The sequence below is a fragment of the Bradyrhizobium canariense genome (assembly GCF_019402665.1).
Lineage (GTDB): Bacteria > Pseudomonadota > Alphaproteobacteria > Rhizobiales > Xanthobacteraceae > Bradyrhizobium > Bradyrhizobium canariense.
This window is the reverse complement of record NZ_VSST01000020.1, coordinates 106,632-129,656: the sequence shown is the minus strand read 5'-3', so window position 1 is coordinate 129,656 and position 23,025 is coordinate 106,632. Positions and strand designations below refer to the sequence as shown.

Annotated in this window: 19 protein-coding genes; 15 read left to right on the top strand and 4 right to left on the bottom strand. The window is 64.6% G+C overall.

Features of this window, described 5'->3' with window-relative positions; all coding sequences use genetic code 11:
• The first annotated feature begins 184 nt into the window (after window positions 1-184).
• From sucC to FXB41_RS11285, 8 genes are all read left to right on the top strand, one after another.
• Window positions 185-1,381 carry an ADP-forming succinate--CoA ligase subunit beta gene (gene sucC / locus FXB41_RS11320; protein WP_007598871.1) on the top strand — a complete coding sequence of 399 codons (1,197 nt, stop codon included), beginning with the start codon at window positions 185-187 and terminating at the stop codon, window positions 1,379-1,381.
• 4 nt (window positions 1,382-1,385) lie between these two features.
• Entirely contained in the window at window positions 1,386-1,865 is a 480-nt protein-coding gene (locus FXB41_RS11315) for a DUF1579 family protein (RefSeq protein WP_219681813.1), read from the top strand.
• 34 nt (window positions 1,866-1,899) lie between these two features.
• On the top strand, window positions 1,900-2,784 hold the full coding sequence (gene sucD, locus FXB41_RS11310) for a succinate--CoA ligase subunit alpha (RefSeq protein ID WP_219681812.1): 885 nt from the start codon (window positions 1,900-1,902) through the stop codon (window positions 2,782-2,784).
• Between the two features lie 137 nt (window positions 2,785-2,921).
• Complete coding sequence (locus FXB41_RS11305; RefSeq protein ID WP_219681811.1) at window positions 2,922-5,891, top strand: 2-oxoglutarate dehydrogenase E1 component; 2,970 nt, start codon at window positions 2,922-2,924, stop codon at window positions 5,889-5,891.
• Window positions 5,892-6,073: 182 nt separating this feature from the next.
• Window positions 6,074-7,318: a 2-oxoglutarate dehydrogenase complex dihydrolipoyllysine-residue succinyltransferase gene (odhB, locus tag FXB41_RS11300; protein WP_219681810.1), complete on the top strand. Its 1,245-nt coding sequence runs from the start codon at window positions 6,074-6,076 to the stop codon at window positions 7,316-7,318.
• Window positions 7,319-7,370: 52 nt separating this feature from the next.
• Complete coding sequence (locus FXB41_RS11295; RefSeq protein ID WP_088941101.1) at window positions 7,371-8,132, top strand: SDR family oxidoreductase; 762 nt, start codon at window positions 7,371-7,373, stop codon at window positions 8,130-8,132.
• A 56-nt stretch (window positions 8,133-8,188) separates the two neighbouring features.
• Window positions 8,189-9,586, top strand: a complete 1,398-nt coding sequence (lpdA, locus tag FXB41_RS11290) for a dihydrolipoyl dehydrogenase (RefSeq protein WP_219681809.1) — start codon at window positions 8,189-8,191, stop codon at window positions 9,584-9,586.
• Window positions 9,587-9,619: 33 nt separating this feature from the next.
• Window positions 9,620-10,150 (top strand): hypothetical protein, encoded by a 531-nt coding sequence (locus FXB41_RS11285; protein WP_219681808.1) that lies wholly within the window; start codon window positions 9,620-9,622, stop codon window positions 10,148-10,150.
• A gap of 104 nt (window positions 10,151-10,254) precedes the next feature.
• Here FXB41_RS11285 and FXB41_RS11280 read toward each other — a convergent pair whose 3' ends face one another.
• Together FXB41_RS11280 and FXB41_RS11275 are read right to left on the bottom strand one after the other, a co-directional pair.
• Window positions 10,255-10,845: a DUF4337 domain-containing protein gene (locus FXB41_RS11280; RefSeq protein WP_007598882.1), complete on the bottom strand. Its 591-nt coding sequence runs from the start codon at window positions 10,843-10,845 to the stop codon at window positions 10,255-10,257.
• A gap of 100 nt (window positions 10,846-10,945) precedes the next feature.
• Window positions 10,946-11,911 carry a tyrosine recombinase XerC gene (locus FXB41_RS11275; protein WP_219681807.1) on the bottom strand — a complete coding sequence of 322 codons (966 nt, stop codon included), beginning with the start codon at window positions 11,909-11,911 and terminating at the stop codon, window positions 10,946-10,948.
• A gap of 111 nt (window positions 11,912-12,022) precedes the next feature.
• Here FXB41_RS11275 and FXB41_RS11270 point away from each other — a divergent pair, with 111 nt between their 5' ends.
• The gene (locus tag FXB41_RS11270; RefSeq protein WP_007598886.1) at window positions 12,023-14,233 is read left to right on the top strand and encodes a primosomal protein N'; all 2,211 of its coding nucleotides are present in this window, start codon (window positions 12,023-12,025) and stop codon (window positions 14,231-14,233) included.
• A gap of 158 nt (window positions 14,234-14,391) precedes the next feature.
• Here FXB41_RS11270 and FXB41_RS11265 read toward each other — a convergent pair whose 3' ends face one another.
• Window positions 14,392-14,901: a septal ring lytic transglycosylase RlpA family protein gene (locus tag FXB41_RS11265; RefSeq protein ID WP_219681806.1), complete on the bottom strand. Its 510-nt coding sequence runs from the start codon at window positions 14,899-14,901 to the stop codon at window positions 14,392-14,394.
• Window positions 14,902-15,547: 646 nt separating this feature from the next.
• Here FXB41_RS11265 and FXB41_RS11260 point away from each other — a divergent pair.
• The 6 genes from FXB41_RS11260 to FXB41_RS11235 all read left to right on the top strand — a co-directional run bounded on the left by FXB41_RS11260 (window position 15,548) and on the right by FXB41_RS11235 (window position 22,439).
• The gene (locus FXB41_RS11260) at window positions 15,548-16,108 is read left to right on the top strand and encodes a F0F1 ATP synthase subunit delta (protein WP_007598889.1); all 561 of its coding nucleotides are present in this window, start codon (window positions 15,548-15,550) and stop codon (window positions 16,106-16,108) included.
• The gene (gene atpA, locus FXB41_RS11255; RefSeq protein ID WP_007598893.1) at window positions 16,108-17,637 is read left to right on the top strand and encodes a F0F1 ATP synthase subunit alpha; all 1,530 of its coding nucleotides are present in this window, start codon (window positions 16,108-16,110) and stop codon (window positions 17,635-17,637) included. The genes FXB41_RS11260 and atpA overlap by 1 nt, the downstream gene beginning before the upstream one ends.
• Before the next feature lie 153 nt (window positions 17,638-17,790).
• Window positions 17,791-18,666: a F0F1 ATP synthase subunit gamma gene (locus FXB41_RS11250; RefSeq protein ID WP_007598895.1), complete on the top strand. Its 876-nt coding sequence runs from the start codon at window positions 17,791-17,793 to the stop codon at window positions 18,664-18,666.
• A gap of 52 nt (window positions 18,667-18,718) precedes the next feature.
• A complete protein-coding gene (gene atpD, locus FXB41_RS11245; RefSeq protein WP_007598896.1) occupies window positions 18,719-20,161 on the top strand; it encodes a F0F1 ATP synthase subunit beta in 1,443 nt (480 codons plus the stop codon).
• An 86-nt stretch (window positions 20,162-20,247) separates the two neighbouring features.
• The gene (locus FXB41_RS11240; RefSeq protein WP_007598897.1) at window positions 20,248-20,655 is read left to right on the top strand and encodes a F0F1 ATP synthase subunit epsilon; all 408 of its coding nucleotides are present in this window, start codon (window positions 20,248-20,250) and stop codon (window positions 20,653-20,655) included.
• A gap of 152 nt (window positions 20,656-20,807) precedes the next feature.
• The gene (locus FXB41_RS11235; RefSeq protein WP_219681805.1) at window positions 20,808-22,439 is read left to right on the top strand and encodes an adenylate/guanylate cyclase domain-containing protein; all 1,632 of its coding nucleotides are present in this window, start codon (window positions 20,808-20,810) and stop codon (window positions 22,437-22,439) included.
• Between the two features lie 77 nt (window positions 22,440-22,516).
• Here the strand turns inward: FXB41_RS11235 and FXB41_RS11230 are convergent, their stop codons facing one another.
• Complete coding sequence (locus FXB41_RS11230) at window positions 22,517-23,017, bottom strand: RNA pyrophosphohydrolase (RefSeq protein WP_007598899.1); 501 nt, start codon at window positions 23,015-23,017, stop codon at window positions 22,517-22,519.
• Window positions 23,018-23,025: the final 8 nt, after the last annotated feature.

Below are 23,025 nucleotides of genomic sequence, written 5' to 3'. Positions count from 1 at the left end.
TCTTCGGCGGTTTCATTTCCGGGGTCCGCCAAACCTTGTTTAAGGTTGGGGCGGGTCCTGGTCCGCAAGTCCAGAGATCGATGTCAGAGAATCCGGGTTGCAGTTCCTGTGGTATATGGTATGCCAGCCACAAGACTGAGGTGGGCCTACGAGGTCACCGCCCGCGGGTTCAGGGAGCGACCATATGAATATCCATGAATATCAGGCCAAAGCGCTGCTGAACGAGTTCGGCGTCGCGATCTCCAAGGGCGTTCCGGTCCTGAAGGCGGCCGATGCGGACGCGGCGGCAAAGGCACTCCCGGGCCCGGTCTGGGTTGTGAAGAGCCAGATCCACGCCGGCGGCCGCGGCAAGGGCAAGTTCAAGGAAGCCTCGGCCGGCGACAAGGGCGGCGTCCGCATCGCCAAGTCGGCCGCGGAAGTTTCCGAATTCGCCAAGCAGATGCTCGGCGCCACGCTCGTCACGATCCAGACCGGCCCCGCCGGCAAGCAGGTCAACCGCCTCTACATCGAGGACGGCTCCGACATCGACAAGGAATTCTACCTCTCGATCCTGGTCGACCGCGAAACCTCGCGCGTCTCGTTCGTGGTGTCGACCGAGGGCGGCGTCAACATCGAGGACGTCGCGCACAACACGCCTGAGAAGATCGTGACCTTCTCGATCGATCCCGCGACCGGCATCATGGGCCATCACGGCCGCACCGTCGCGAACGCGCTGAAACTCTCCGGCGATCTCGCCAAGCAGGCCGAGAAGCTCACCGCGCAGCTCTACGCGGCGTTCGTCGCCAAGGACATGTCGATGCTGGAGATCAACCCGCTGGTCGTGACCAAGCAGGGCCAGCTCCGCGTGCTCGACGCGAAGGTGTCGTTCGACGACAACGCCCTGTTCCGTCACCCCGAGGTGCTCGCGCTGCGCGACGAGACCGAGGAAGACGCCAAGGAAATCGAAGCGTCGAAACACGACCTCAACTACGTCACCCTCGACGGTAATATCGGCTGCATGGTCAACGGCGCCGGCCTCGCGATGGCGACGATGGACATCATCAAGCTCTACGGCATGGCGCCGGCGAACTTCCTCGACGTCGGCGGCAGCGCCAGCAAGGAGAAGGTCGCGGCCGCCTTCAAGATCATCACCGCGGATCCCAACGTGAAGGGCATCCTGGTCAACATCTTCGGTGGCATCATGAAGTGCGACGTGATCGCCGAGGGCGTCACGGCTGCGGTTCGTGAAGTCGGCCTTAGCGTGCCGCTGGTGGTTCGCCTCGAAGGCACCAATGTCGAGCTGGGCAAGAAGATCATCCGTGAGTCCGGCCTGAACGTGGTGCCGGCCGACAATCTCGACGACGCTGCGCAGAAGATCGTGAAGGCCGTCAAGGAAGGCTGAGGCCATGACCCAGGACCATCTCGCTGCATCATCCCCGCTGCCGGAGCACGCGCGTCTTGCCGCGTTCGCCGGCGAATGGAATGGCGAAGAGGTGGTCTTTCCGTCGCGCTGGACGGAGGGCGGGACGGCGACCTCTCACGTCGTGGCCCACATGGATCTCAATGGCTTCTATCTGATCCAGGACTCGGTCCAGACCCGCGACGGCAAGCAGAGCTTCGCCACCCACGGCATCTTCACCTTCGACCGCGAAGACCGGACCTACAAATTGTTCTGGTACGATTCGCTCGGCTACACGCCGCCCTCGCCCGCCTCCGGCGGATGGGGCGGCAAGACCCTGACGCTGGTGCGCGGCTCGCTCCGCGGCAATGCGCGCCACGTATATGAAATCATCGACGACGATTCCTATTCGTTGAAGATCCAGTTCTCGCCGGACGCGGAAGGCTGGGCCGACGTGCTCACCGGCGTCTACCGCCGCATCCACTGACCTCTCACTCGTTAGTTTCGCGAAAGCAGACCTCATGTCCATCCTGATCGACAAGAACACCAAGGTCATCTGCCAGGGCTTTACTGGCAAGAACGGCACCTTCCACTCGGAGGCTGCGATTGCCTATGGCACCAAGATGGTCGGCGGCACCTCGCCGGGCAAAGGCGGCGCGACGCATCTGGGCCTGCCGGTGTTCGACACCGTGCGCAAGGCGCGTGAGAAGACCGGCGCCGATGCGTCCGTGATCTACGTGCCGCCTCCGGGCGCGGCCGATGCGATTTGCGAGGCCATCGATGCCGAGATCCCGCTGATCGTCTGCATCACGGAAGGTATCCCGGTCATCGACATGGTCAGGGTGAAGCGTTCGCTGGCGGGCTCCAAGTCGCGCCTGATCGGGCCGAACTGCCCGGGCGTCATGACCGCCGGCGAGTGCAAGATCGGCATCATGCCGGCCAACATCTTCAAGACCGGCAGCGTCGGCATCGTCTCCCGCTCGGGGACCCTGACCTACGAAGCCGTGTTCCAGACCACCCAGGAAGGCCTCGGCCAGACCACCGCGGTCGGCATCGGCGGCGATCCGGTCAAGGGAACCGAGTTCATCGACGTGCTGGAAATGCTGCTCGGCGACCCCAAGACCGAGTCGATCATCATGATCGGCGAGATCGGCGGTTCCGCCGAGGAAGACGCCGCCCAGTTCCTCAAGGACGAGGCCAAGCGCGGCCGCCAGAAGCCGATGGTCGGTTTCATCGCCGGTGTCACAGCCCCTCCCGGCCGCCGCATGGGCCACGCCGGCGCGATCATTTCCGGCGGCAAGGGGGACGCCGGTTCCAAGACCGACGCGATGAAATCGGCTGGAATTACAGTGTCCCCGTCTCCCGCTCGGCTCGGGCACACGCTTGCCGAAAAATTGAAAGCCTGATTCACACCTTCGTAATTTTCCGGGCGAAGTTTCGCAGCAAATAGGGTAAATGGTGCCTGTCGCGCTGGTCCTCTGCCGGGGAGCCCAGCGCCAGCGCCGTTTGTTATGCGCGAACCGAAATCGCCAGGAACTCAAGTATGTCTCGCCAAGACGCGAACGCAGCCTTTGCCCTCTCCTCCTTTTTGCAGGGCACCAACGCCACCTACATCGACGAAATCTATGCCCGCTACGAGAAGGACCCGTCCTCGGTGGATGCCGAGTGGCAGGACTTCTTCAAGAGCCTCAACGACCAGCCGGGCGACATCAGCAAGAACGCCCAAGGCCCGTCCTGGGAGCGCGCCAACTGGCCGCTGACCCCGCAGGACGATCTGACCTCCGCGCTCGACGGCAATTGGGCGGAAGTCGAGAAGACGGTCGGCGCCAAGATCGCCGCCAAGGCGCAGGCCAAGGGTGGCGACAAGAGCGGCGGCCTCTCCTCCGCCGACCTGCTCCAGGCCACCCGCGACTCGGTCCGGGCCCTGATGCTGATCCGGTCCTATCGCATGCGCGGCCACTTCCACGCCAAGCTCGATCCGCTCGGCATCGAAGCCCAGCGCAATCGCGAAGAGCTCGATCCGCGGACCTACGGCTTCAGCGAAGCCGATTTCGACCGCAAGATCTTCCTCGACCATGTGCTCGGTCTCGAATACGCCAGCTTGCGCGAAATCACAGCGATCTGCGAGCGCACCTATTGCCAGACGCTCGGTGTCGAGTTCATGCACATCACCAACGCGGCGCAGAAGGCGTGGATTCAGGAGCGGATCGAGGGGCCGGACAAGGAAATCTCCTTCACCCGCGAAGGCCGCCGCGCCATCCTGATGAAGCTGGTCGAGGCCGAAGGCTTCGAGAAGTTCTGCGACACCAAGTTCACCGGCACCAAGCGCTTCGGCCTGGACGGTGCCGAATCGCTGATTCCCGCGCTCGAGCAGATCATCAAGCGTGGCGGCAATCTCGGCGTGAAAGAAGTCGTGCTGGGCATGCCGCATCGCGGCCGCCTCAACGTGCTGACCCAGGTGATGGGCAAGCCGCACCGCGCGCTGTTCCACGAGTTCAAGGGCGGTTCGGCCAATCCTGATGCGGTCGAAGGCTCGGGCGACGTCAAATATCACCTCGGCGCGTCCTCGGATCGCGAGTTCGACGGCAACCGCATCCATCTGTCGCTGACCGCCAACCCCTCGCATCTCGAGATCGTCGATCCCGTGGTGCTCGGAAAAGTCCGCGCCAAGCAGGATCAGCACGGCGATCCGCCGGATATGCGCATCTCGGTGATGCCGCTGCTGATGCATGGCGACGCCGCGTTTGCCGGCCAGGGCGTGGTCGCGGAATGCTTCGGCCTGTCGGACCTGAAGGGCTACCGCACCGGCGGCTCAGTGCACTTCATCGTCAACAACCAGATCGGCTTCACCACTTATCCGCGTTATTCCCGTTCGTCGCCGTATCCGTCGGATGTGGCGAAGATGATCGACGCGCCGATCTTCCACGTTAACGGCGACGATCCGGAAGCCGTCGTGTTCGCGGCCAAGGTCGCGACCGAGTTCCGGCAGAAATTCCACAAGCCCGTCGTCATCGACATGTTCTGTTACCGCAGGCATGGCCATAACGAGGGCGACGAGCCGGCTTTCACCCAGCCGGTGATGTACAAGAAGATCGCGGCCCATCCGTCGACGCTCGAGCTCTACGCCCGCCGCCTCATCAGCGAAGGCGTGCTGACCGAGGGCGAGGTCGAGAAGGCCAAGGCCGACTGGCGCGCGCGGCTCGATGCCGAGCTCGAAGCCGGCTCCGGCTACAAGCCCAACAAGGCCGACTGGCTCGACGGCAAATGGGCCGGCTTCAAGATCGCGGATCAGGAAGAAGACGCGCGGCGTGGCGTTACCGGCGTCGACATCGCCGCACTGAAGGACATCGGTCGCAAGATTACCAAGGTGCCGGACGGTTTCCGCGTCCACCGCACCATCCAGCGTTTCCTCGAAAACCGCGCCAAGGCGATCGACGGCGGCACGGGCATCGACTGGGCGACCGGCGAGGCGCTGGCGTTCTGCACGCTGCTCAACGAGAACCACCATGTCCGCCTGTCCGGACAGGATTCGGAGCGCGGCACCTTCTCGCAGCGCCACTCGGTCCTGATCGACCAGGAAGACGAGAGCCGCTACACGCCGTTCAACCATCTCGGTCACGAGCAGGGCCATTACGAGGTCATCAACTCGCTGCTGTCGGAAGAAGCCGTGCTCGGCTTCGAATACGGCTATTCGCTCGCCGAGCCGAACACGTTGACCCTGTGGGAAGCGCAGTTCGGCGACTTCGCCAACGGCGCGCAGGTCGTGTTCGACCAGTTCATCTCCTCGGGTGAGCGCAAATGGCTGCGCATGTCCGGCCTCGTCTGCCTCCTGCCGCACGGCTATGAGGGCCAGGGACCGGAGCATTCCTCGGCGCGTCTGGAGCGTTATCTCCAGATGTGCGCGGAAGACAACATGCAGGTGGTCTATCCGACCACTCCGGCGAACTACTTCCACGTGCTGCGCCGCCAGCTCCATCGCGAAATCCGCAAGCCGCTGATCGTGATGACGCCGAAGTCGCTGCTGCGTCACAAGCGGGCCGTGTCGCGCCTCGAGGAGCTCGCGAAGGGAACGACCTTCCACCGCATCCTGTATGACGACGCCCAGATGCTGCCGGGCGAAGCGGTCAAGCTCGTGCCCGACGAGAAGATCCGCCGCATCGTGCTCTGCTCGGGCAAGGTCTATTACGACCTCTACGAGGAGCGCGAGAAGCGTGGCATGGACGACATCTACCTGATGCGCGTCGAGCAGCTCTATCCGGTGCCGCTGAAGGCGCTGGTGGCCGAGCTGTCGCGCTTCAAGAAGGCCGAAGTCGTGTGGTGCCAAGAAGAGCCCCGCAACATGGGTGCCTGGCACTTCATCGAGCCCTATCTGGAATGGGTGCTGAACCAGGTGAACGGTGCGAGCCGGCGTCCGCGTTATGTCGGTCGCGCCGCCTCCGCTGCGACCGCCACGGGTCTGATGTCGAAGCATCAGGCGCAGCTGAAGGCGTTCCTGGACGAAGCATTGAGCTGAACTTTTTCGAGCTGCGTCATGCCCCGCCTTGTGTGCCATGGCGCACTGGAGCGGGGCATCCGGCAAACCGTGGCGTCCGTGGTGAATGCGAACGTTTCGGCTTGCTGGATGGCCTGCTTTTCGCCGGCCGATGACACCTGAAAATTCCCGACCGCATTGGCGATCTCCTTAAGGAAAAGACCATGACTGAAATTCGTGTGCCGACCCTCGGCGAATCCGTCACCGAGGCCACCATCGGCCGCTGGTTCAAGAAGGCCGGCGATCCCGTCGCCGTCGACGAGCCCTTGGTGGAGCTCGAGACCGACAAGGTCACCATCGAAGTCCCGGCGCCGTCCGCGGGCACGCTGAGCGAGATCATCGCCGCAGATGGCACGACCGTTGCGGTCGGTGCGCTGCTCGGGCAGATCACCGAGGGCACGGCCGGCGTCGCAAAGACGCCCGCCAAGCCGGCTGCCGCGCCCGCGCCTGCTCCCGCCGCGGCGGCTCCAGCCGCCGCCCCGGCCGCGTCGAAAGCACCGCCGGCCGACTCGCCGCTCGCGCCCTCCGTGCGAAAGCTCTCGGCCGAGACCGGCATCGACGCCTCGACCGTTCCCGGCTCCGGCAAGGACGGCCGGGTCACCAAGGGCGACATGCTCGCCGCGATCGAGCGTGCGGCCTCGGCGCCGACCCCGGTCAACCAGCCGGCCGCAGCGGTCCAGGTTCGCGCACCCTCGCCGGCCGACGACGCAGCCCGCGAAGAGCGCGTCAAGATGACCCGGCTGCGCCAGACCATCGCGCGCCGCCTCAAGGACGTGCAGAACACCGCCGCCATGCTCACGACCTTCAACGAGGTCGACATGACCAACGTCATGGCGCTGCGTGCGCACTACAAGGATGCGTTCGAGAAGAAGCACGGCTCGAAGCTCGGCTTCATGGGCTTCTTCACCAAGGCCGTCGTGCAGGGGCTGAAGGACATCCCGGCCGTCAACGCCGAGATCGACGGCACCGACCTGATCTACAAGAACTACTACCACATCGGCGTCGCCGTCGGCACCGACAAGGGCCTCGTCGTGCCCGTGGTGCGCGACTGCGACAACAAGTCGATCGCGGAGATCGAGAAGGGCATCGCCGATTTCGGCCGCCGTGCCCGCGACGGCCAGCTCAAGATCGACGAGATGCAGGGCGGCACCTTCACCATCACGAACGGCGGCATCTACGGCTCGCTGATGTCGACCCCGATCCTGAACGCGCCGCAGTCCGGCATTCTCGGCATGCACAAGATCCAGGAGCGGCCGATGGTCGTCGGCGGCAAGATCGAGGTCCGCCCGATGATGTATCTGGCGCTGTCCTACGATCACCGCGTCATCGACGGCAAGGAAGCCGTGACCTTCCTTGTTCGCGTCAAGGAGAGCCTGGAAGATCCGGCGCGCCTGGTGCTCGATCTCTGATCGCTGATGCTCTGCGAGCGCCGTCGCCTTACGCGACGGCGCGTGTCGAACCATGGAGACGCGCGTGACGGATAAAGTCGTTGTCATCACCGGCGGCAGCCGCGGCATCGGGCGGGCGACCGCGATTGCGGCGGCCGCGCGCGGCTTTCGCGTCGTGGTCGGCTATGCCAGCAACAAGACCGCCGCCGACGAGGTGGTCGCCGAGATCGCGGCCAGCAACGGCAAGGCCATCGCGGTGAAATGCGACGTCGCCGAGGAAAGCGATATCCTGGCGCTGTTCAAGGCCGCGGACGCGTTCGGCACGCTCGGCGCGCTCGTCAACAATGGCGGCATTGTCGGGACCAGCGGCGTGCGCGTCGACGAGATGTCGGCCGAGCGCATCCAGCGCGTGATGGCGGTCAACGTCACCGGCTCCATCCTCTGCGCGCGCGAAGCAGTGAAGCGGATGTCGACCAGGCACGGCGGCCAGGGCGGCGTCATCGTCAATCTGTCGTCGGTTGCTGCCAAGCTCGGCGCGCCGAACACCTATGTCGACTATGCCGCGTCCAAGGGCGCGATCGATTCCTTCACCGTCGGCCTCGGCCATGAGGTTGCCGGCGAGGGCATTCGTGTCGCGGGCATCCGGCCCGGCCTGATCGACACCGAAATCCACGCTGCCGGCGGTGAGCCCGACCGCGCCCATCGTCTGGCCCATATGGTGCCTATGAAGCGCGTCGGTACTGCCGATGAAGTCGCCAATGCCATCGTCTGGCTGATGTCGGACGAGGCCTCCTACGTCACCTCAGCCATTCTCGATGTGTCCGGCGGACGCTGACGCGCCGCGCGGACGCTGACACATCCCTCAACGCTAAACTTACGGGACTTTCTCTCATGGCATACGATCTCGTCGTCATCGGCACCGGACCGGGCGGTTATGTCTGCGCGGTGCGTGCAGCGCAGCTCGGCATGAAAGTCGCCGTGGTGGAAAAGAACGCGACGCTCGGCGGCACCTGCCTCAATGTGGGCTGCATGCCGTCGAAGGCGCTGTTGCACGCCTCCGAAATGTTCGAGGAGGCCGGACACTCCTTCGCCAAGATGGGCGTCAGCGTTTCCGCGCCGAAGCTCGATTTGCCTGCGATGATGAACTTCAAGCAGCAGGGCATCGACGGCAACGTCAAGGGCGTCGAGTTCCTGATGAAGAAGAACAAGATCGACGTGCTCAAGGGCGCCGGCAAGATTCTCGGCACCGGCAAGGTCGAGATCTCCGCCGACGGCAAGTCGCAAGTGATCGAGACCAAGAGCATCGTGATCGCCACCGGCTCGGACATCGCGCGTCTGAAGGGCATCGAGATCGACGAGACGCGCATCGTGTCGTCGACCGGCGCGCTGTCGCTGGACAAGGTCCCCGGCAAGCTCTTGATCGTCGGCGCCGGCGTGATCGGCCTCGAGCTCGGCTCAGTGTGGAAGCGTCTCGGCGCCGAAGTCGTCGTCGTCGAATTCCTCGACCGCATCCTGCCCGGCATGGACGGGGAGATCGCCAAGCAATTCCAGCGCATCCTGGAGAAGCAGGGCTTTGCGTTCAAGCTGGGTGCCAAGGTCACGGGCGTGGACACCTCCGGCAAGGCGCTGAAGGCGACGGTCGAGCCCGCCGCCGGCGGCGCTGCCGAGACGCTGGAAGCCGATGTCGTTCTCGTCTGTATCGGCCGTGTGCCGTACACGGATGGGCTGGGCTTGAAGGAAGCCGGCGTTGCGCTCGACAATCGCGGCCGCGTGCAGATCGATCCGCACTTCGCCACCAGCGTGAAGGGCGTCTATGCCATCGGCGACGTCGTCGCGGGCCCGATGCTCGCGCACAAGGCCGAGGATGAAGGCGTCGCGGTTGCCGAGATCATCGCGGGGCAGGCCGGCCACGTGAACTACGATGTTATCCCAGGCGTCGTGTATACCACGCCGGAAGTATCCTCCGTCGGCAAGACCGAGGAGGAGCTGAAGCAGGCGGGCGTGGCTTATACGGTCGGAAAGTTTCCCTTTACCGCCAACGGCCGCTCCAAGGTCAACCAGACCACCGACGGCTTTGTGAAGATTCTCGCAGATGCGAAGACCGATCGCGTGCTCGGCGTGCACATTATCGGCATTGAGGCCGGCGAAATGATCCATGAGGCGGCCGTTCTCATGGAGTTTGGCGGCAGCGCGGAGGATCTCGCGCGCACCTGCCACGCGCACCCGACCCGCTCCGAGGCCATCAAGGAAGCCGCGCTTGCAGTCGGCAAGCGGGCCATCCATATGTAGGTGGCGCCCAGCGCCGAATCGGGCGGGAAACACATGCTACGCCGCCTGCTTCAACCGGTCTGGGTCCTGCTTGCGATCATCTTCCTGATCGAAGCCTGGCTGTGGGACCATCTCGAACCGATCGTCGCGCGGGTTGTCGCAATCGTCCCGCTCGCCCGCTTCAAGCAATGGCTGTCGGACCGCGTCGATGCGCTGTCGCCGGCGATGACGCTGATCGTGTTCGCCGTGCCCATCATCCCGCTGTTTCCGCTCAAGCTGGTCGGCCTGTGGCTGCTCACGCACGAATACTGGACCAGCGCGGTCTTCACCATCGTGTTCGCAAAGCTGCTCGGGGTCGGCGTCACCGCCTTCGTGTTCGATGTGACGCGCGACAAGCTGATGGAGATGCACTGGTTCGAGCGGCTGTACGATCTGGTGCTGAAGCTGCGTGCCAAGGCCGCCGAGCTGGTCGATCCGGTCAAGCGGCGCATCAAGGAGCTGATCGCCGGCAACGGCGAAGGCTGGTCCTCACGAACCCTCCGCCTGATCCAGCGTTTTCGCAAGAGCGTGCACGAAGCGCGTTGAGCGTCGACGCAATGAGCGTCGCGTAGCCCGGATGAGCAAAGCGATATCCGGGATTCCTTATTGTGGCTCCCCGCATGTCGCTGCGCTCATGCGGGTTACGAGCCTCAATGCAGATGCAGCAGATGCGGCGACCATGCGCCGAGCACGGTCATTCCAAGTCCGGCAAGCGACAGCAGGCCCGCGATCCAGGCGAGCGGTAGCATGCCGGTGATGATCGTCGCCGAGGCCAGGACGATGCCGATCTGGAAGGCGGCGGACGCCAGCTCGAAGTGATGATATTTCGCAGTCGCCTCGTCGCGTTCATGCTCGGCGTGCTTGGCCTTTTCGGCCAGCTGCTCGGTGCCTTCGCCGGTCTCGGGCTCGGAGCGGTAGCGCTGCGCGGTCTTCTGCCAGTCCTCGATCTGCTTCTGCACGGCCACCTTGTTGGCCTCGTCGCTCGCCGCGCCGAGGATGAGCTTGCCCTGGTCGGCCATGGTCTGCACCACGGTGCGGCGGATGCTCTTGGCCTGGAAGAAGGCCCAGAGGTTGGAGGCCTCGACGTTCTTGCTGATCGATTCGGTCTGGGCGCCCTTGCCGAGCGTCTCGGAGATCGCCAGGAACAGCGCCAGGACCGCGATCAGGAGCGCGATCTTCTTGTTCGAGCCGGACGCGTGTTCGGCGTGCTCGGCATGCTCCATGCTTTCATGTGCGCTCATAAATTCCTCCTGGCTCGGTTCCCCACGATTGACCGAACCGCGGGCGCCGCGCAAGAGGCATGCGCGCCGCGAGGCTTGCTATGACAGCTTCATGTCAGCATCAGCGCCGCGGATGCGCGCTGGCATAGACTTCCAGCAGCCGCTCGGCATCGATGCCGGTATAGATCTGCGTGGTCGAGAGCGAGGCATGGCCGAGCAATTCCTGGATCGCGCGCAAATCGCCGCCGCGCGACAACAGATGCGTGGCGAAGGAATGCCGGAGCGCGTGCGGCGTGGCGCTGTCGGGCAGGCCGAGCGCGCCGCGCAGCCGCTCCATCGCGAGCTGGATGATGCGCGGGCTCAACGGCCCGCCGCGTGCGCCGACGAAGATCGGGCCTTCGGCCGGCAGCGGATACGGGCACATCGCGACATACTCCTGCACGAGCGCGAGCACGTTCTGGAGCACCGGCACCATGCGGGTCTTGTTGCCTTTGCCTGTCACGATCAGCACGTCGCCTTCACCGGGACGCGGCACCTCGCGGCGCGTCAGCCCCAGCGCTTCGGAGATGCGCAGGCCCGAGCCGTAGAGGAGTGCCATCACCGCGGCATCGCGCGCCAAAATCCAGGTCTCGCGATCCTCGCCGGCGCGCTCGTCGGCGTCCGCAAGACGTTTGGCCGACGCCATCGGCAGCGGCTTTGGCAGGCTCTTTGCGACTTTCGGCGCGCGGATCGCCGAGAGTGCGCCGACCTTGCCCTTGCCTTCGCGTTCGAGGAAGCGGCCAAACGAGCGCAGGCCCGCGAGTGCGCGCATCAGCGAGCGCCCGGCAATATCATCGGCGCGGCGCATCGCCATGAAGGCCCTGATATCGGTGGCTTCCAGCGCGGCGAAACGCTTCAGCGTCACCCGCTCGCCCCAATGGCCGCAGAGGAAATTCAGGCACTGCCGCAAATCGCGGCCATAGGCCTCGAGCGTCTTCGGCGACAGCCGTCGCTCCGCGCCGAGATGCGACAGCCAGCGCGTCATCTCCTGCGCGATGTCAGGATCGGCGCTGGCGAGCTCGATCTGTGGGGCGGCCGCTTTGCTCATGCGCTCTGGACGTGGTGATTCCACTCAGTATATCGCATCACACTCGTTTATCGTTCGCTAAGGCCGCCTCAGGGCGCTAGCCTTGAAGCCCCCGGGTTCCGATTCCCCTCCATGGACCACACGTCGCGCAGCAACGCCGTCTCCGCCAACGCGACCCGCATGGTCGACGTGCTGGTGCCGGTCGCGCTCGACCAGACCTATTCGTACAAGGTGCCGCGTGGGATGGAGCTGAAGGCGGGCGACATTATTGGCGTGCCGCTCGGCCCGCGCGAGGTGCTCGCCGTGGTTTGGGCCGAAAACGCCAATCCGGATCCGCGCCTGCACAACCGCCTCAAGGAGGTCAGCGAAAAGCTCGACATCCCGCCGCTGAAGCCCGAGCTGCGTGCAGTCGTGGACTGGATCGCCAATTACACGCTGAGCCCGCGCGGCATGGTGCTGCGCATGTGCCTGCGGATGGGCGAGAACCTCGGCCCCGAGCGGGTGCGCGCCGGCGTGCGCCTGACCGGCGATCTCCCGCGGCGACTGACGCCGGCGCGGCAGCGCCTGATCGAGGTGCTGTCGGACCGGCTGCTGCACGGCAAGTCCGAGGCGGCCAAGGAGGCCGGCGTTTCGGCCGGCGTGATCGACGGCCTCGTCGACGAAGGCACGCTCACGGTCGAGCCGATGCCGCCGCCTCCACCGCCGCCGCCGCCCGATCCGGATTTCAGCCGGCCGGATTTTTCGCCGCTCCAGCGCGCCGGAGTTGATGCGATGCGCGCGCTCGCGGCCAACGGCAGCTTTCACGTCGCGCTGCTCGACGGTGTCACCGGCTCGGGCAAGACCGAGGTTTACTTCGAAGCCGTGGCCGAGGCGATCCGCCGCGGAAAACAGTCGCTGATCCTGATGCCGGAGATCGCGCTCACCGGCCAGTTCCTCGATCGCTTCGCGCAGCGTTTTGGCGTGCGTCCCTTGGAATGGCATTCCGAGCTGACGCCGCGCACCCGCGCACGCAATTGGGCGGCGATCTCCGAGGGCAGCGCGCCGGTCGTGGTCGGCGCGCGCTCGGCGCTGTTTCTGCCCTACGCCAATCTCGGCCTCATCGTGGTCGATGAAGAGCACGACCAGGCCTACAAGCAGGACGAAGGCGTGCATTATCACGCCCGCGACATGGCGGTGGTGCGCGCGCATATCGCGAAGGTTCCGATCGTGCTGGCATCGGCGACGCCGTCGGTCGAGTCCGAGGTCAATGCGCGCAAGAACCGCTATCAGCGCATCGCGCTGCCGTCACGCTTCGGCGGCCAGCACATGCCGCATATCGAGGCCATCGACATGCGCCGCGAGCCGCCGGCGCGCGGCCGCTTCATCTCGCCGCGGCTGGCGTCCGAGATCAGGACCGCGATCGAGCGGCGCGAGCAGGCGCTATTGTTTCTCAATCGCCGCGGCTATGCGCCGTTGACGCTGTGCCGCGCCTGCGGCCATCGCTTTGCCTGCACCATCTGCGACGCCTGGCTGGTCGATCACCGCTTCCGCCAGCGCCTCGTCTGTCACCATTGCGGTTTCTCGATGCCGCGCCCGCAAACCTGTCCGCATTGCGCGGCGGAGGAATCGCTGGTCGCGGTCGGGCCCGGCGTCGAGCGCTTGCAGGAAGAGGCGGCCGCGCTGTTCCCGGAGGCGCGCACGATGGTGCTGTCGAGCGATCTCATCACCTCGATCGAGACGATGCGCTCCGAGCTGAATGACATCGCGGAGGGCCGCGTCGACGTCATCATCGGCACCCAGCTCGTCGCCAAGGGCCACAATTTCCCGCGGCTCAATCTTGTCGGCGTGGTCGATGCGGATCTCGGCCTGTCCAATGGCGATCCGCGCGCCTCCGAGCGCACCTGGCAATTGCTCAACCAGGTGATCGGCCGCGCCGGGCGCGAGCAGGGCCGCGGCGTCGGCTATCTCCAGACCCACCAGCCCGACCATCCCGTGATGAAGGCGCTGATCGCCTGCGACCGTGAAGCGTTCTACGACAGCGAGATCGATTTGCGCGAACGCACGCTGTATCCGCCGTTCGGGCGGCTCGCGAGCCTGATCATTTCCGCCGGCGACCGGCCGAGCGCCGAAGGCTTCGGCCGCCACCTCGTTGCGCTCGCGCCGCGCGACGAGCGGGTGGTGGTGCTGGGCCCAGCGGAAGCCCCGCTCGCCGTCATCAAGGGTCGCTACCGCTTCCGCATCCTGGTGAAATCGGCGCGCGGCTTCGACCTGTCGGATTATCTGCGCAACTGGCTTGCCGTATGCCCGAAGCCGAAGGGCAATCAAAAGCTCGAGGTCGACGTCGATCCGCAGAGCTTTTTGTAGCCGCTGTCATTCCGGGGCGCGACGAAGTCGCGAACCCGGAATCCATTCATCCACCGACCCTGCTGTTCGATGGATTCCGGGCTCGCGCTGCGCGCGCCCCGGAATGACGAAGCCCGCCGTCCCCCAAGACGGCGGGCTTGTTTCACGCGTCGCGCGCTTTAGGAGACGACTTCCGCGGTGACGCGGCCGACGCCGGCGCCGGTGAGGCCGATAGCGCGGGCAGCGCCCGTGGAGAGGTCGAGGACACGGCCGCGAACGAACGGGCCACGGTCGTTGATGGTGACGATGACGCTGGAGCCGCCATGGGTGACCCGCAGCTTGGTGCCGAACGGCAGCGAACGGTGCGCCGCGGTCATGGCGTTCTGGTTGAAGCGCTGGCCCGAGGCAGTCCTGCTGCCGGACTCGTTCCCGTAAAAGGAAGCCATGCCGGAGAAGGCACGTCCGGTGCCCTGCGACGGCGTCATCGACGCATTGGCGTTACGCCAATCGGAGGACGTGTTGGCATCGTTCTGGGCCTGGTTGCGGTGATGATGGTGGGAATACCGATGGTGATGCCGGGATTTGGCGGAAGCTTCGGTGGCAGTTCCCCCGATGAGAAGAGTTGCGGCAACAAAAGCGATCGCCGTACGCGGCCGGGTCACTGAGCCCAGCGTCTTCAAACAAAGCATATATTGGTCCCTAAGCTAGTATTGCCACATATGTGGCAAGTGGAGCCCCCGTAAGTTTGCGAGCGGGACCGCGTTTCGATTCCTAATGAGGCGTGAATTGGGCAGTAAATCCGTTCTGTGTCGCCGTGTAATATCTTGTTACCGGCGGAGATATTCAGCCGACATTCCGTAATATTGGAATTTAACGATTCGTTAACCTCTAAATTACTCGCGAATACTGTAAAACGAAGTCATCGCTTTCCGCATTTAGAATTCGGAAAGTATTCGGCGAGTGAAGCTGGGTGCGCCGGAATCACGCCTCAACGATCCGTGTTCATGGCCGCTATGCGCTGAGGGCAGGAACCAATGGCCGGCATCGGCTCGGGGGTGGGCTTAGGGGCTGTGGCAATTCCGCGGCATGGCAGGTCGTCGTCGCGTCGTCGTGGAGTGCGACGAACTGGCGACAGAACGTCATGCCTTTAATTTGGCGTCATGTTGCACGTGCGCGCCTGCTATGTTAGCAAAGCCGCGATTTTAACGAGCCCGGCACTTCCGTGCGGGGTCGAAAATCGAAGTCCCGCTTGAATTCCAAGGGCTTGGATCGCTAGGCGCCGCTTTGTGGCGACGGTTTTTCCCTTGCGAGTTTGACAGCAAAAAGAGCACGTCTGTGGCTGCAGAAGATACGTCCGTTTCCGGTGTGTCGGGCCGTTATGCAACGGCCTTGTTTGAACTGGCCCGCGACCAGAAAGTGGTCGACGAGGTCAAAGCCGATCTCGAAAAATTCGAGGGCATGCTGAACGAAAGCGCCGATCTGAAGCGCCTCGTCCGCAGCCCTGTGTTCGCGGCCGATGCCCAGTCCAGGGCCCTCTCGGCCGTTTTGGACAAGGCGGGCATCGCCGGCATCTCCGCCAATTTCCTGAAAGTGCTGACCGCCAACCGCCGCCTGTTCGCGGTGGCTGACGTCATCCGCGCCTATCGCGCCCTGGTCGCCAGGTTCAAGGGCGAGGCGACGGCCGACGTCACCGTGGCGGAGGCGCTCTCGGACAAGAATCTCGACGCCCTCAAGGTTGCCCTGAAGTCGGTGACCGGCAAGGACGTCGCGCTCAACGTGAAGATCGATCCCTCGATCATCGGTGGCCTCGTGGTCAAGCTTGGCAGCCGGATGATCGATAGCTCGCTTCGCACCAAACTCAATTCGATCAAGCACGCGATGAAAGAGGCAGGCTGATGGACATCCGCGCCGCGGAAATTTCCGCGATCCTCAAGGACCAGATCAAGAATTTCGGCCAGGAAGCTGAAGTCTCCGAAGTCGGACAGGTGCTGTCCGTCGGCGACGGTATCGCCCGCGTTTACGGTCTGGATAACGTCCAGGCCGGTGAAATGGTCGAGTTCGAGAACGGCACCCGCGGCATGGCGCTGAACCTCGAAACCGACAACGTCGGTATCGTCATTTTCGGCGCCGACCGCGAGATCAAGGAAGGTCAGACCGTCAAGCGCACCCGCGCCATCGTGGACGCGCCGGTCGGCAAGGGCCTGCTCGGCCGCGTCGTCGACGCGCTCGGCAACCCCATCGACGGCAAGGGCCCGATCCAGGCCGACAAGCGCATGCGCGTCGACGTCAAGGCGCCCGGCATCATTCCGCGCAAATCGGTGAACGAGCCGATGGCGACCGGCCTCAAGGCGATCGACGCCCTGATCCCGATCGGCCGCGGCCAGCGCGAGCTGATCATCGGCGACCGTCAGACCGGCAAGACCGCGATCGCGCTCGACACCATTCTCAACCAGAAGCCGCTCAACGCGCAGCCGGACGAGAACATCAAGCTGTATTGCGTCTACGTCGCGATCGGCCAGAAGCGCTCGACCGTTGCCCAGTTCGTGAAGGTGCTGGAAGAGCAGGGCGCGCTCGAATATTCGATCATCGTCGCCGCCACCGCGTCGGATCCGGCACCGATGCAGTACATCGCGCCGTTCACCGGCTGCACCATGGGCGAGTACTTCCGCGACAACGGCATGCACGCCGTCATCATCTATGACGATTTGTCCAAGCAGGCCGTCGCCTACCGCCAGATGTCGCTCCTGCTGCGCCGCCCGCCGGGCCGCGAAGCCTATCCGGGCGACGTGTTCTATCTGCATTCCCGCCTGCTCGAGCGCGCGGCGAAGCTGAACAAGGACCAGGGCTCGGGCTCGCTGACGGCGCTGCCGGTCATCGAAACCCAGGCCAACGACGTGTCGGCCTACATTCCGACCAACGTCATCTCGATCACCGACGGCCAGATCTTCCTCGAAACCGACCTGTTCTTCCAGGGCATCCGCCCCGCGGTGAACGTCGGTCTGTCGGTGTCGCGCGTCGGCTCCTCGGCGCAGACCAAGGCCACCAAGAAGGTCGCCGGCAAGATCAAGGGCGAGCTGGCGCAGTACCGCGAAATGGCGGCGTTCGCGCAGTTCGGCTCCGACCTCGACGCCTCGACCCAGCGCCTGCTCAACCGCGGCTCGCGTCTCACCGAGCTCCTGAAGCAGCCGCAGTTCGCGCCGCTGAAGATGGAAGAGCAGGTCTGCGTGATCTGGGCCGGCACCAACGGCTATCTCGATCCGCTTCCGGTCAACAAGGTGCGCGCGTTCGAGGACGGTCTGTTGTCGCTGCTGCGCGGCAAGAACGTCGATATCCTCAACGCGATCCGCGATAGCCGCGATCTCTCCGACGACAGTGCCGCCAAGCTGAAGTCGGTGGTCGAAGGTTTCGCCAAGAGCTTCGCATAAGAGAACGGTCGCAAGGCCGGGCTTCGTGTCCCGGCCTTCCGTGCCTCACTGCATAGAAACGAAGACGTGGATGCCCGGGACACGCCCGGGCATGACGACTGGGATAGGCTAGCGGCTTGATCCAAGGGGTCGAACCGCCGGGGTGAACGAAGAATGGCGTCACTTAAAGACATGCGCGTCCGCATCGCCTCCACCAAGGCGACGCAGAAGATCACCAAGGCCATGCAGATGGTCGCGGCGTCCCGGTTGCGCCGCGCCCAGCAGGCGGCCGAGGCGGCGCGGCCCTATGCCGACAAGATGAGCGCGGTGATCTCCAACATCGCCAGCGCTGCCGCCGGTTCGCCCGGCGCTCCGGTGCTGCTGGGCGGCACCGGCAAGGATCAGGTTCACCTGCTGCTGGTCTGCACCGGCGAGCGTGGTCTGTCCGGCGCCTTCAACTCCTCGATCGTGCGTCTCGCGCGCGAGCGCGCCCAGGCGCTGATCGCGCAGGGCAAGGAAGTCAAATTCTTCTGCGTCGGTCGCAAGGGCTACGAGCAGCTCCGCCGCCTGTACGACAAGCAGATCATCGAGCACCTCGACCTGCGCGGCGTTCGTCAGCTCGGCTTCCTCAACGCCGAGGACATCGCCAAGAAGGTCCTGGCCCGCTTCGACAACGGCGAATTCGACGTCTGCACGCTGTTCTACGCGCAGTTCAAGTCGGTGATCGCCCAGGTCCCGACCGCGCAGCAGATCATTCCGTTGACCGTGGAAGAAAAGGCGGCGAACGCGCCGTCGACGTCCTACGACTACGAGCCGGAGGAAGACGAACTCCTCTCCGGCCTGTTGCCGCGGAATATCGCGGTGCAGATTTTCCGCGCGCTGCTGGAAAACAACGCCTCGTTCTACGGCGCGCAGATGAGCTCGATGGACAACGCCACCCGCAACGCGGGCGAAATGATCCGCAAGCAAACCCAGATCTACAACCGAACCCGTCAAGCCCAGATCACCAAGGAGCTGATCGAGATCATCTCCGGCGCCGAGGCGGTCTGACGCACGAACCAAACGACGGTCGTTCAAGTAAAGAATTTCGAAGGAGAGCTTCATGGCTACAGCAGCTACCCAGGTCGGTCGTGTCACCCAGGTCATGGGCGCCGTCGTCGACGTTCAGTTCGAAGGCCATCTGCCGGCCATTCTGAATTCGTTGGAAACCAGGAACGGCAACATCCGCCTCGTGCTGGAAGTTGCGCAGCATCTCGGTGAGTCCACCGTGCGCACGATCGCGATGGACGTGACCGAAGGTCTGGTCCGCGGCCAGGAAGTGACCGACACCGGTCAGCCGATCTCGGTTCCCGTCGGCGCGGGCACGCTCGGCCGCATCATGAACGTGATCGGCGAGCCGATCGACGAAGCCGGCCCGATCCAGTCCGAAGGCATGCGCGCCATCCACCAGGAAGCGCCGAGCTACACCGACCAGTCGACCGAAGCTGAAATTCTCGTCACAGGCATCAAGGTCGTCGACTTGCTCGCGCCCTACGCCAAGGGCGGCAAGATCGGCCTGTTCGGCGGCGCCGGCGTCGGCAAGACCGTGCTGATTCAGGAGCTGATCAACAACGTCGCGAAGGCCCACGGTGGTTACTCCGTGTTCGCCGGCGTCGGTGAGCGTACCCGCGAGGGCAACGACCTCTATCACGAGTTCATCGAGTCCAAGGTCAACGCCGATCCGCACAATCCGGATCCGAGCGTCAAGTCGAAGTGCGCGCTGGTGTTCGGCCAGATGAACGAGCCGCCCGGCGCCCGCGCCCGCGTCGGCCTCACCGGTCTGACCGTCGCCGAGCACTTCCGCGACCAGGGTCAGGACGTGCTGTTCTTCGTCGACAACATCTTCCGCTTCACCCAGGCCGGTTCTGAAGTGTCGGCGCTGCTCGGTCGTATCCCGAGCGCCGTGGGTTACCAGCCGACGCTCGCCACCGACATGGGCGCGCTGCAGGAGCGCATCACCACCACGCAGAAGGGTTCGATCACTTCGGTGCAGGCCATTTACGTTCCGGCCGACGATTTGACCGACCCGGCGCCCGCGACCTCGTTCGCGCATTTGGACGCCACCACGGTGTTGAACCGCGCGATCTCGGAAAAGGGCATCTATCCGGCGGTGGATCCGCTCGACTCGACCTCGCGCATGCTCTCGCCGCTCGTCGTCGGCCAGGAGCATTACGACACCGCGCGTCAGGTCCAGCAGGTGCTGCAGCGCTACAAGTCGCTGCAGGACATCATCGCCATTCTCGGCATGGACGAGCTTTCGGAAGAGGACAAGCTGACGGTGGCCCGCGCCCGCAAGATCGAGCGCTTCCTGTCGCAGCCGTTCCACGTCGCCGAAATCTTCACCGGCTCGCCCGGCAAGTTCGTCGACCTCGCGGACACCATCAAGGGCTTCCGCGGCCTCTGCGAAGGCAAGTACGATCACCTGCCGGAAGCCGCCTTCTACATGGTCGGCACCATCGAAGAGGCGATCGAGAAGGGCAAGAAGCTGGCGGCCGAGGCGGCCTAAGCTGCGAAGGGCGAGCAGGGAGTAGCGAATAGTCGCGCTGCTCCCGCTCCATTCGCAATTCGCTACTCACCATTCGCAGGTTTCCAATGGCCACCTTCCACTTCGATCTCGTCTCGCCGGAAAAGCTCGCCTTCTCGGGCGAGGTCGACCAGGTCGATATCCCCGGCGTCGAAGGTGATTTCGGCGTGCTGGCGGGACACGCTCCGGTCGTGGCCGCGATCCGGCCCGGCATTCTCACCGTGACCACCGGCGGCAAGCACGAGAAGATCATCGTGCTCGGCGGTATCGCCGAAGTTTCCGACAAGGGCCTGACGGTACTCGCCGACGTCGCGACCTCGCTGGCCGAGCTCGATCGCGCCCAGTTCGCCGCGACTATCTCGGAGATGGAAGAGGGATTGAAGGAGCACGAAGGCAACGAGCTCGATCAAGCCATCGCGCGGCTCGACCACTTCAAGAGCATCCAGCAGCAGCTCAGCAGCACGGCTATGCACTAAGCCCCGGTGCATCGCGCCGGGGCCCGAACTGAAAATTCCTGAATAAGTTCAGCGCTCGTCACGGAAGTGGCGGGCGCTGAAACTTTGTTGCACCGCGCCGCCGATCGCGCCATTCTGCACTCGCGAACTTTGTTCCGGGGGCCGGCCGCAAAATGAAACGCAAGATCGCAGCGATTTTCGCAGCCGATATTGCCGGCTATTCACGACTGGTCGCGGAAGACGAAGAGGAGACGCTGCGGCGTCTCGCCTCCTATCGCGAGGTTGTCGACGATTTCATTGCCAAGGCGGGCGGACGCATCTTCAACACTGCGGGTGACGCCGTGCTCGCGGAATTTCCAAGCGCAGTCGATGCGGTGCGCTGCGCGATCGACATTCAGGAATCCCTGCGAACCCGCAACATGGCCTATCCGCCAAGCCGGCAGATGTCGTTCCGCATCGGCATCACCATCGGCGACGTGGTCGAGCGCGATGGCGATCTGCTCGGTGACGGCGTCAATATCGCCGCCCGGCTCGAGGGCCTCGCCGAGGTCGGCGGCATCTGCGTCTCCCGCGCCGTGCACGAGCAGGTCGCCAACAAGCTGTCGGTGCAGTTCGCCGATATCGGCGCGCAGGAGGTCAAGAACATCCCGACGCCAGTGCACGCCTACATGGTGGCGATGCGGCGCGGGGACGGCAGCTACGCGACGCCGCAGATCAAGAAGGTGGCGAAGGCTGCGGCCGCGCCGAACTGGATGTGGCCGCTGGTGGTCGGTGTCGTCTCCGTCGTCGCCATCGGCGTCGGTGGCTTCCTCTATTTCACCAAGCTCGAGACCACCAGGGCGCCGGCGGTTGCAGCGATTGCGCCAAGCTCTGCATCAAGTCCGATGCCCAGCGCGGCTGCGGCAGCAGCGCCAAGCCCGTCAGCCACCATGGCAGCGAAAGCGCCGATGCCCATGCCGGCACCATCGGCTTCACCGATGGCCGGCAAGTTTCCCGCCGACAGCGTCCCCTTCATCAACGAGCGCATCCGCAACTACCTGGCTGGCGACTATTCCGCTGCCGGCAACTACAAGGCGTTCGCGCTCAATGTCGGCGGGTTCACCGGCGCGTCGTTGAATCAGCCGAACGAGGAAGCCGCGCGCAACGCCGCACTCGATCAGTGTCAGAAGCGCGCCGATGCCGCGCAGTCGCCGCGGCGCTGCGAGCTCTATGCGGTTGGCAACAACATTGTCTACACGCACGGCAAGCCGCCGATGCCGCCGCAGCCATTCGTCCGGCATGATGCCATGACCGAGCGTGCCTTTGCCTCCAAAGACTTTCCGATGGTGCGCGATCCCGCGAAAGTCCGCCTCGAGAACATGTTCGTGCCCGCTGCAAAATCCCGCGCGGTCGCGCTCGGCCCGGGCGGTCAATATTTCATGGTGATGGGCGCATCATCCGCCGACGATGCCGCGCGGCGTTCGCTGGAATCGTGCGGCGCGATCGCCGGCGTCGCTTGCCTGGTCGTTGCGGTCGACGAGAATTTCGTCGTGCCGATCCCGACCCTGCTGAGGATCACCGGCTTCTTCCACGCGGCGTCCAACGCCTCGATCGTCGCAGATGCGCGCGACGAGGTCGTGCGCAAGCTCGCCGACGGCATGGGCTGGAACGCCGTCGCGGTCGGCACCGCGGGCCGGCCGGGCCTCGGCCTCAAGGCCGCGGACGAGCAGACCGCCGTCAATTCCGCGCTCGCCGACTGCGCCAAGCGCGACAGCGACTGCCACGTCATCGCGATCGGCCCGTTCACGGTGGGACCGATCAATTAGGCTCGCGCAAATTTCCGGCGAAAGTTCTCTAATGATTTCAACCCCGTTCTACTGTGCATGGGGTTGTTTTCGCGTTTTTAGTTGGCGAAGGGCGCAAACTGCTGCGCCACTGCGCTGTAGACGTGGCGGCGGAACGGCACCACGACATCGGGGACGCGGTCGAGCCGCTCCCAGCGCCAGGCGTCGAACTCGGCGGGCTGCCCGTTGCGCGGCGTCAGCGGATCGATCTCGTCATCCTTGCCGGTGAAGCGCAGCGCGAACCATTTCTGGCGCTGACCGCGGAATTTCGCCAGCCGATGCGTCTGCGGCCCGTCATAGGGCGGAAATTCGTAAGTCAGCCAGTCGGTCTCGCCGAGATAGGTTGCGCTCTTGACGCTGGTCTCTTCCCAGAGCTCGCGCAGCGCGGCATCGCGCAAATCCTCGCCCTCGTCGACGCCGCCCTGCGGCATCTGCCAGTCGAGGCCCGGCAGGATGATCTCGGGTCCGTCGCCCTTGAAGCGGTGCCCGATCAGCACGCGGCCATCGGCGTTGAACAGCGCGATTCCGACATTGGGACGGTAAGGCTTTTCATGGGTCACGCGTGGAT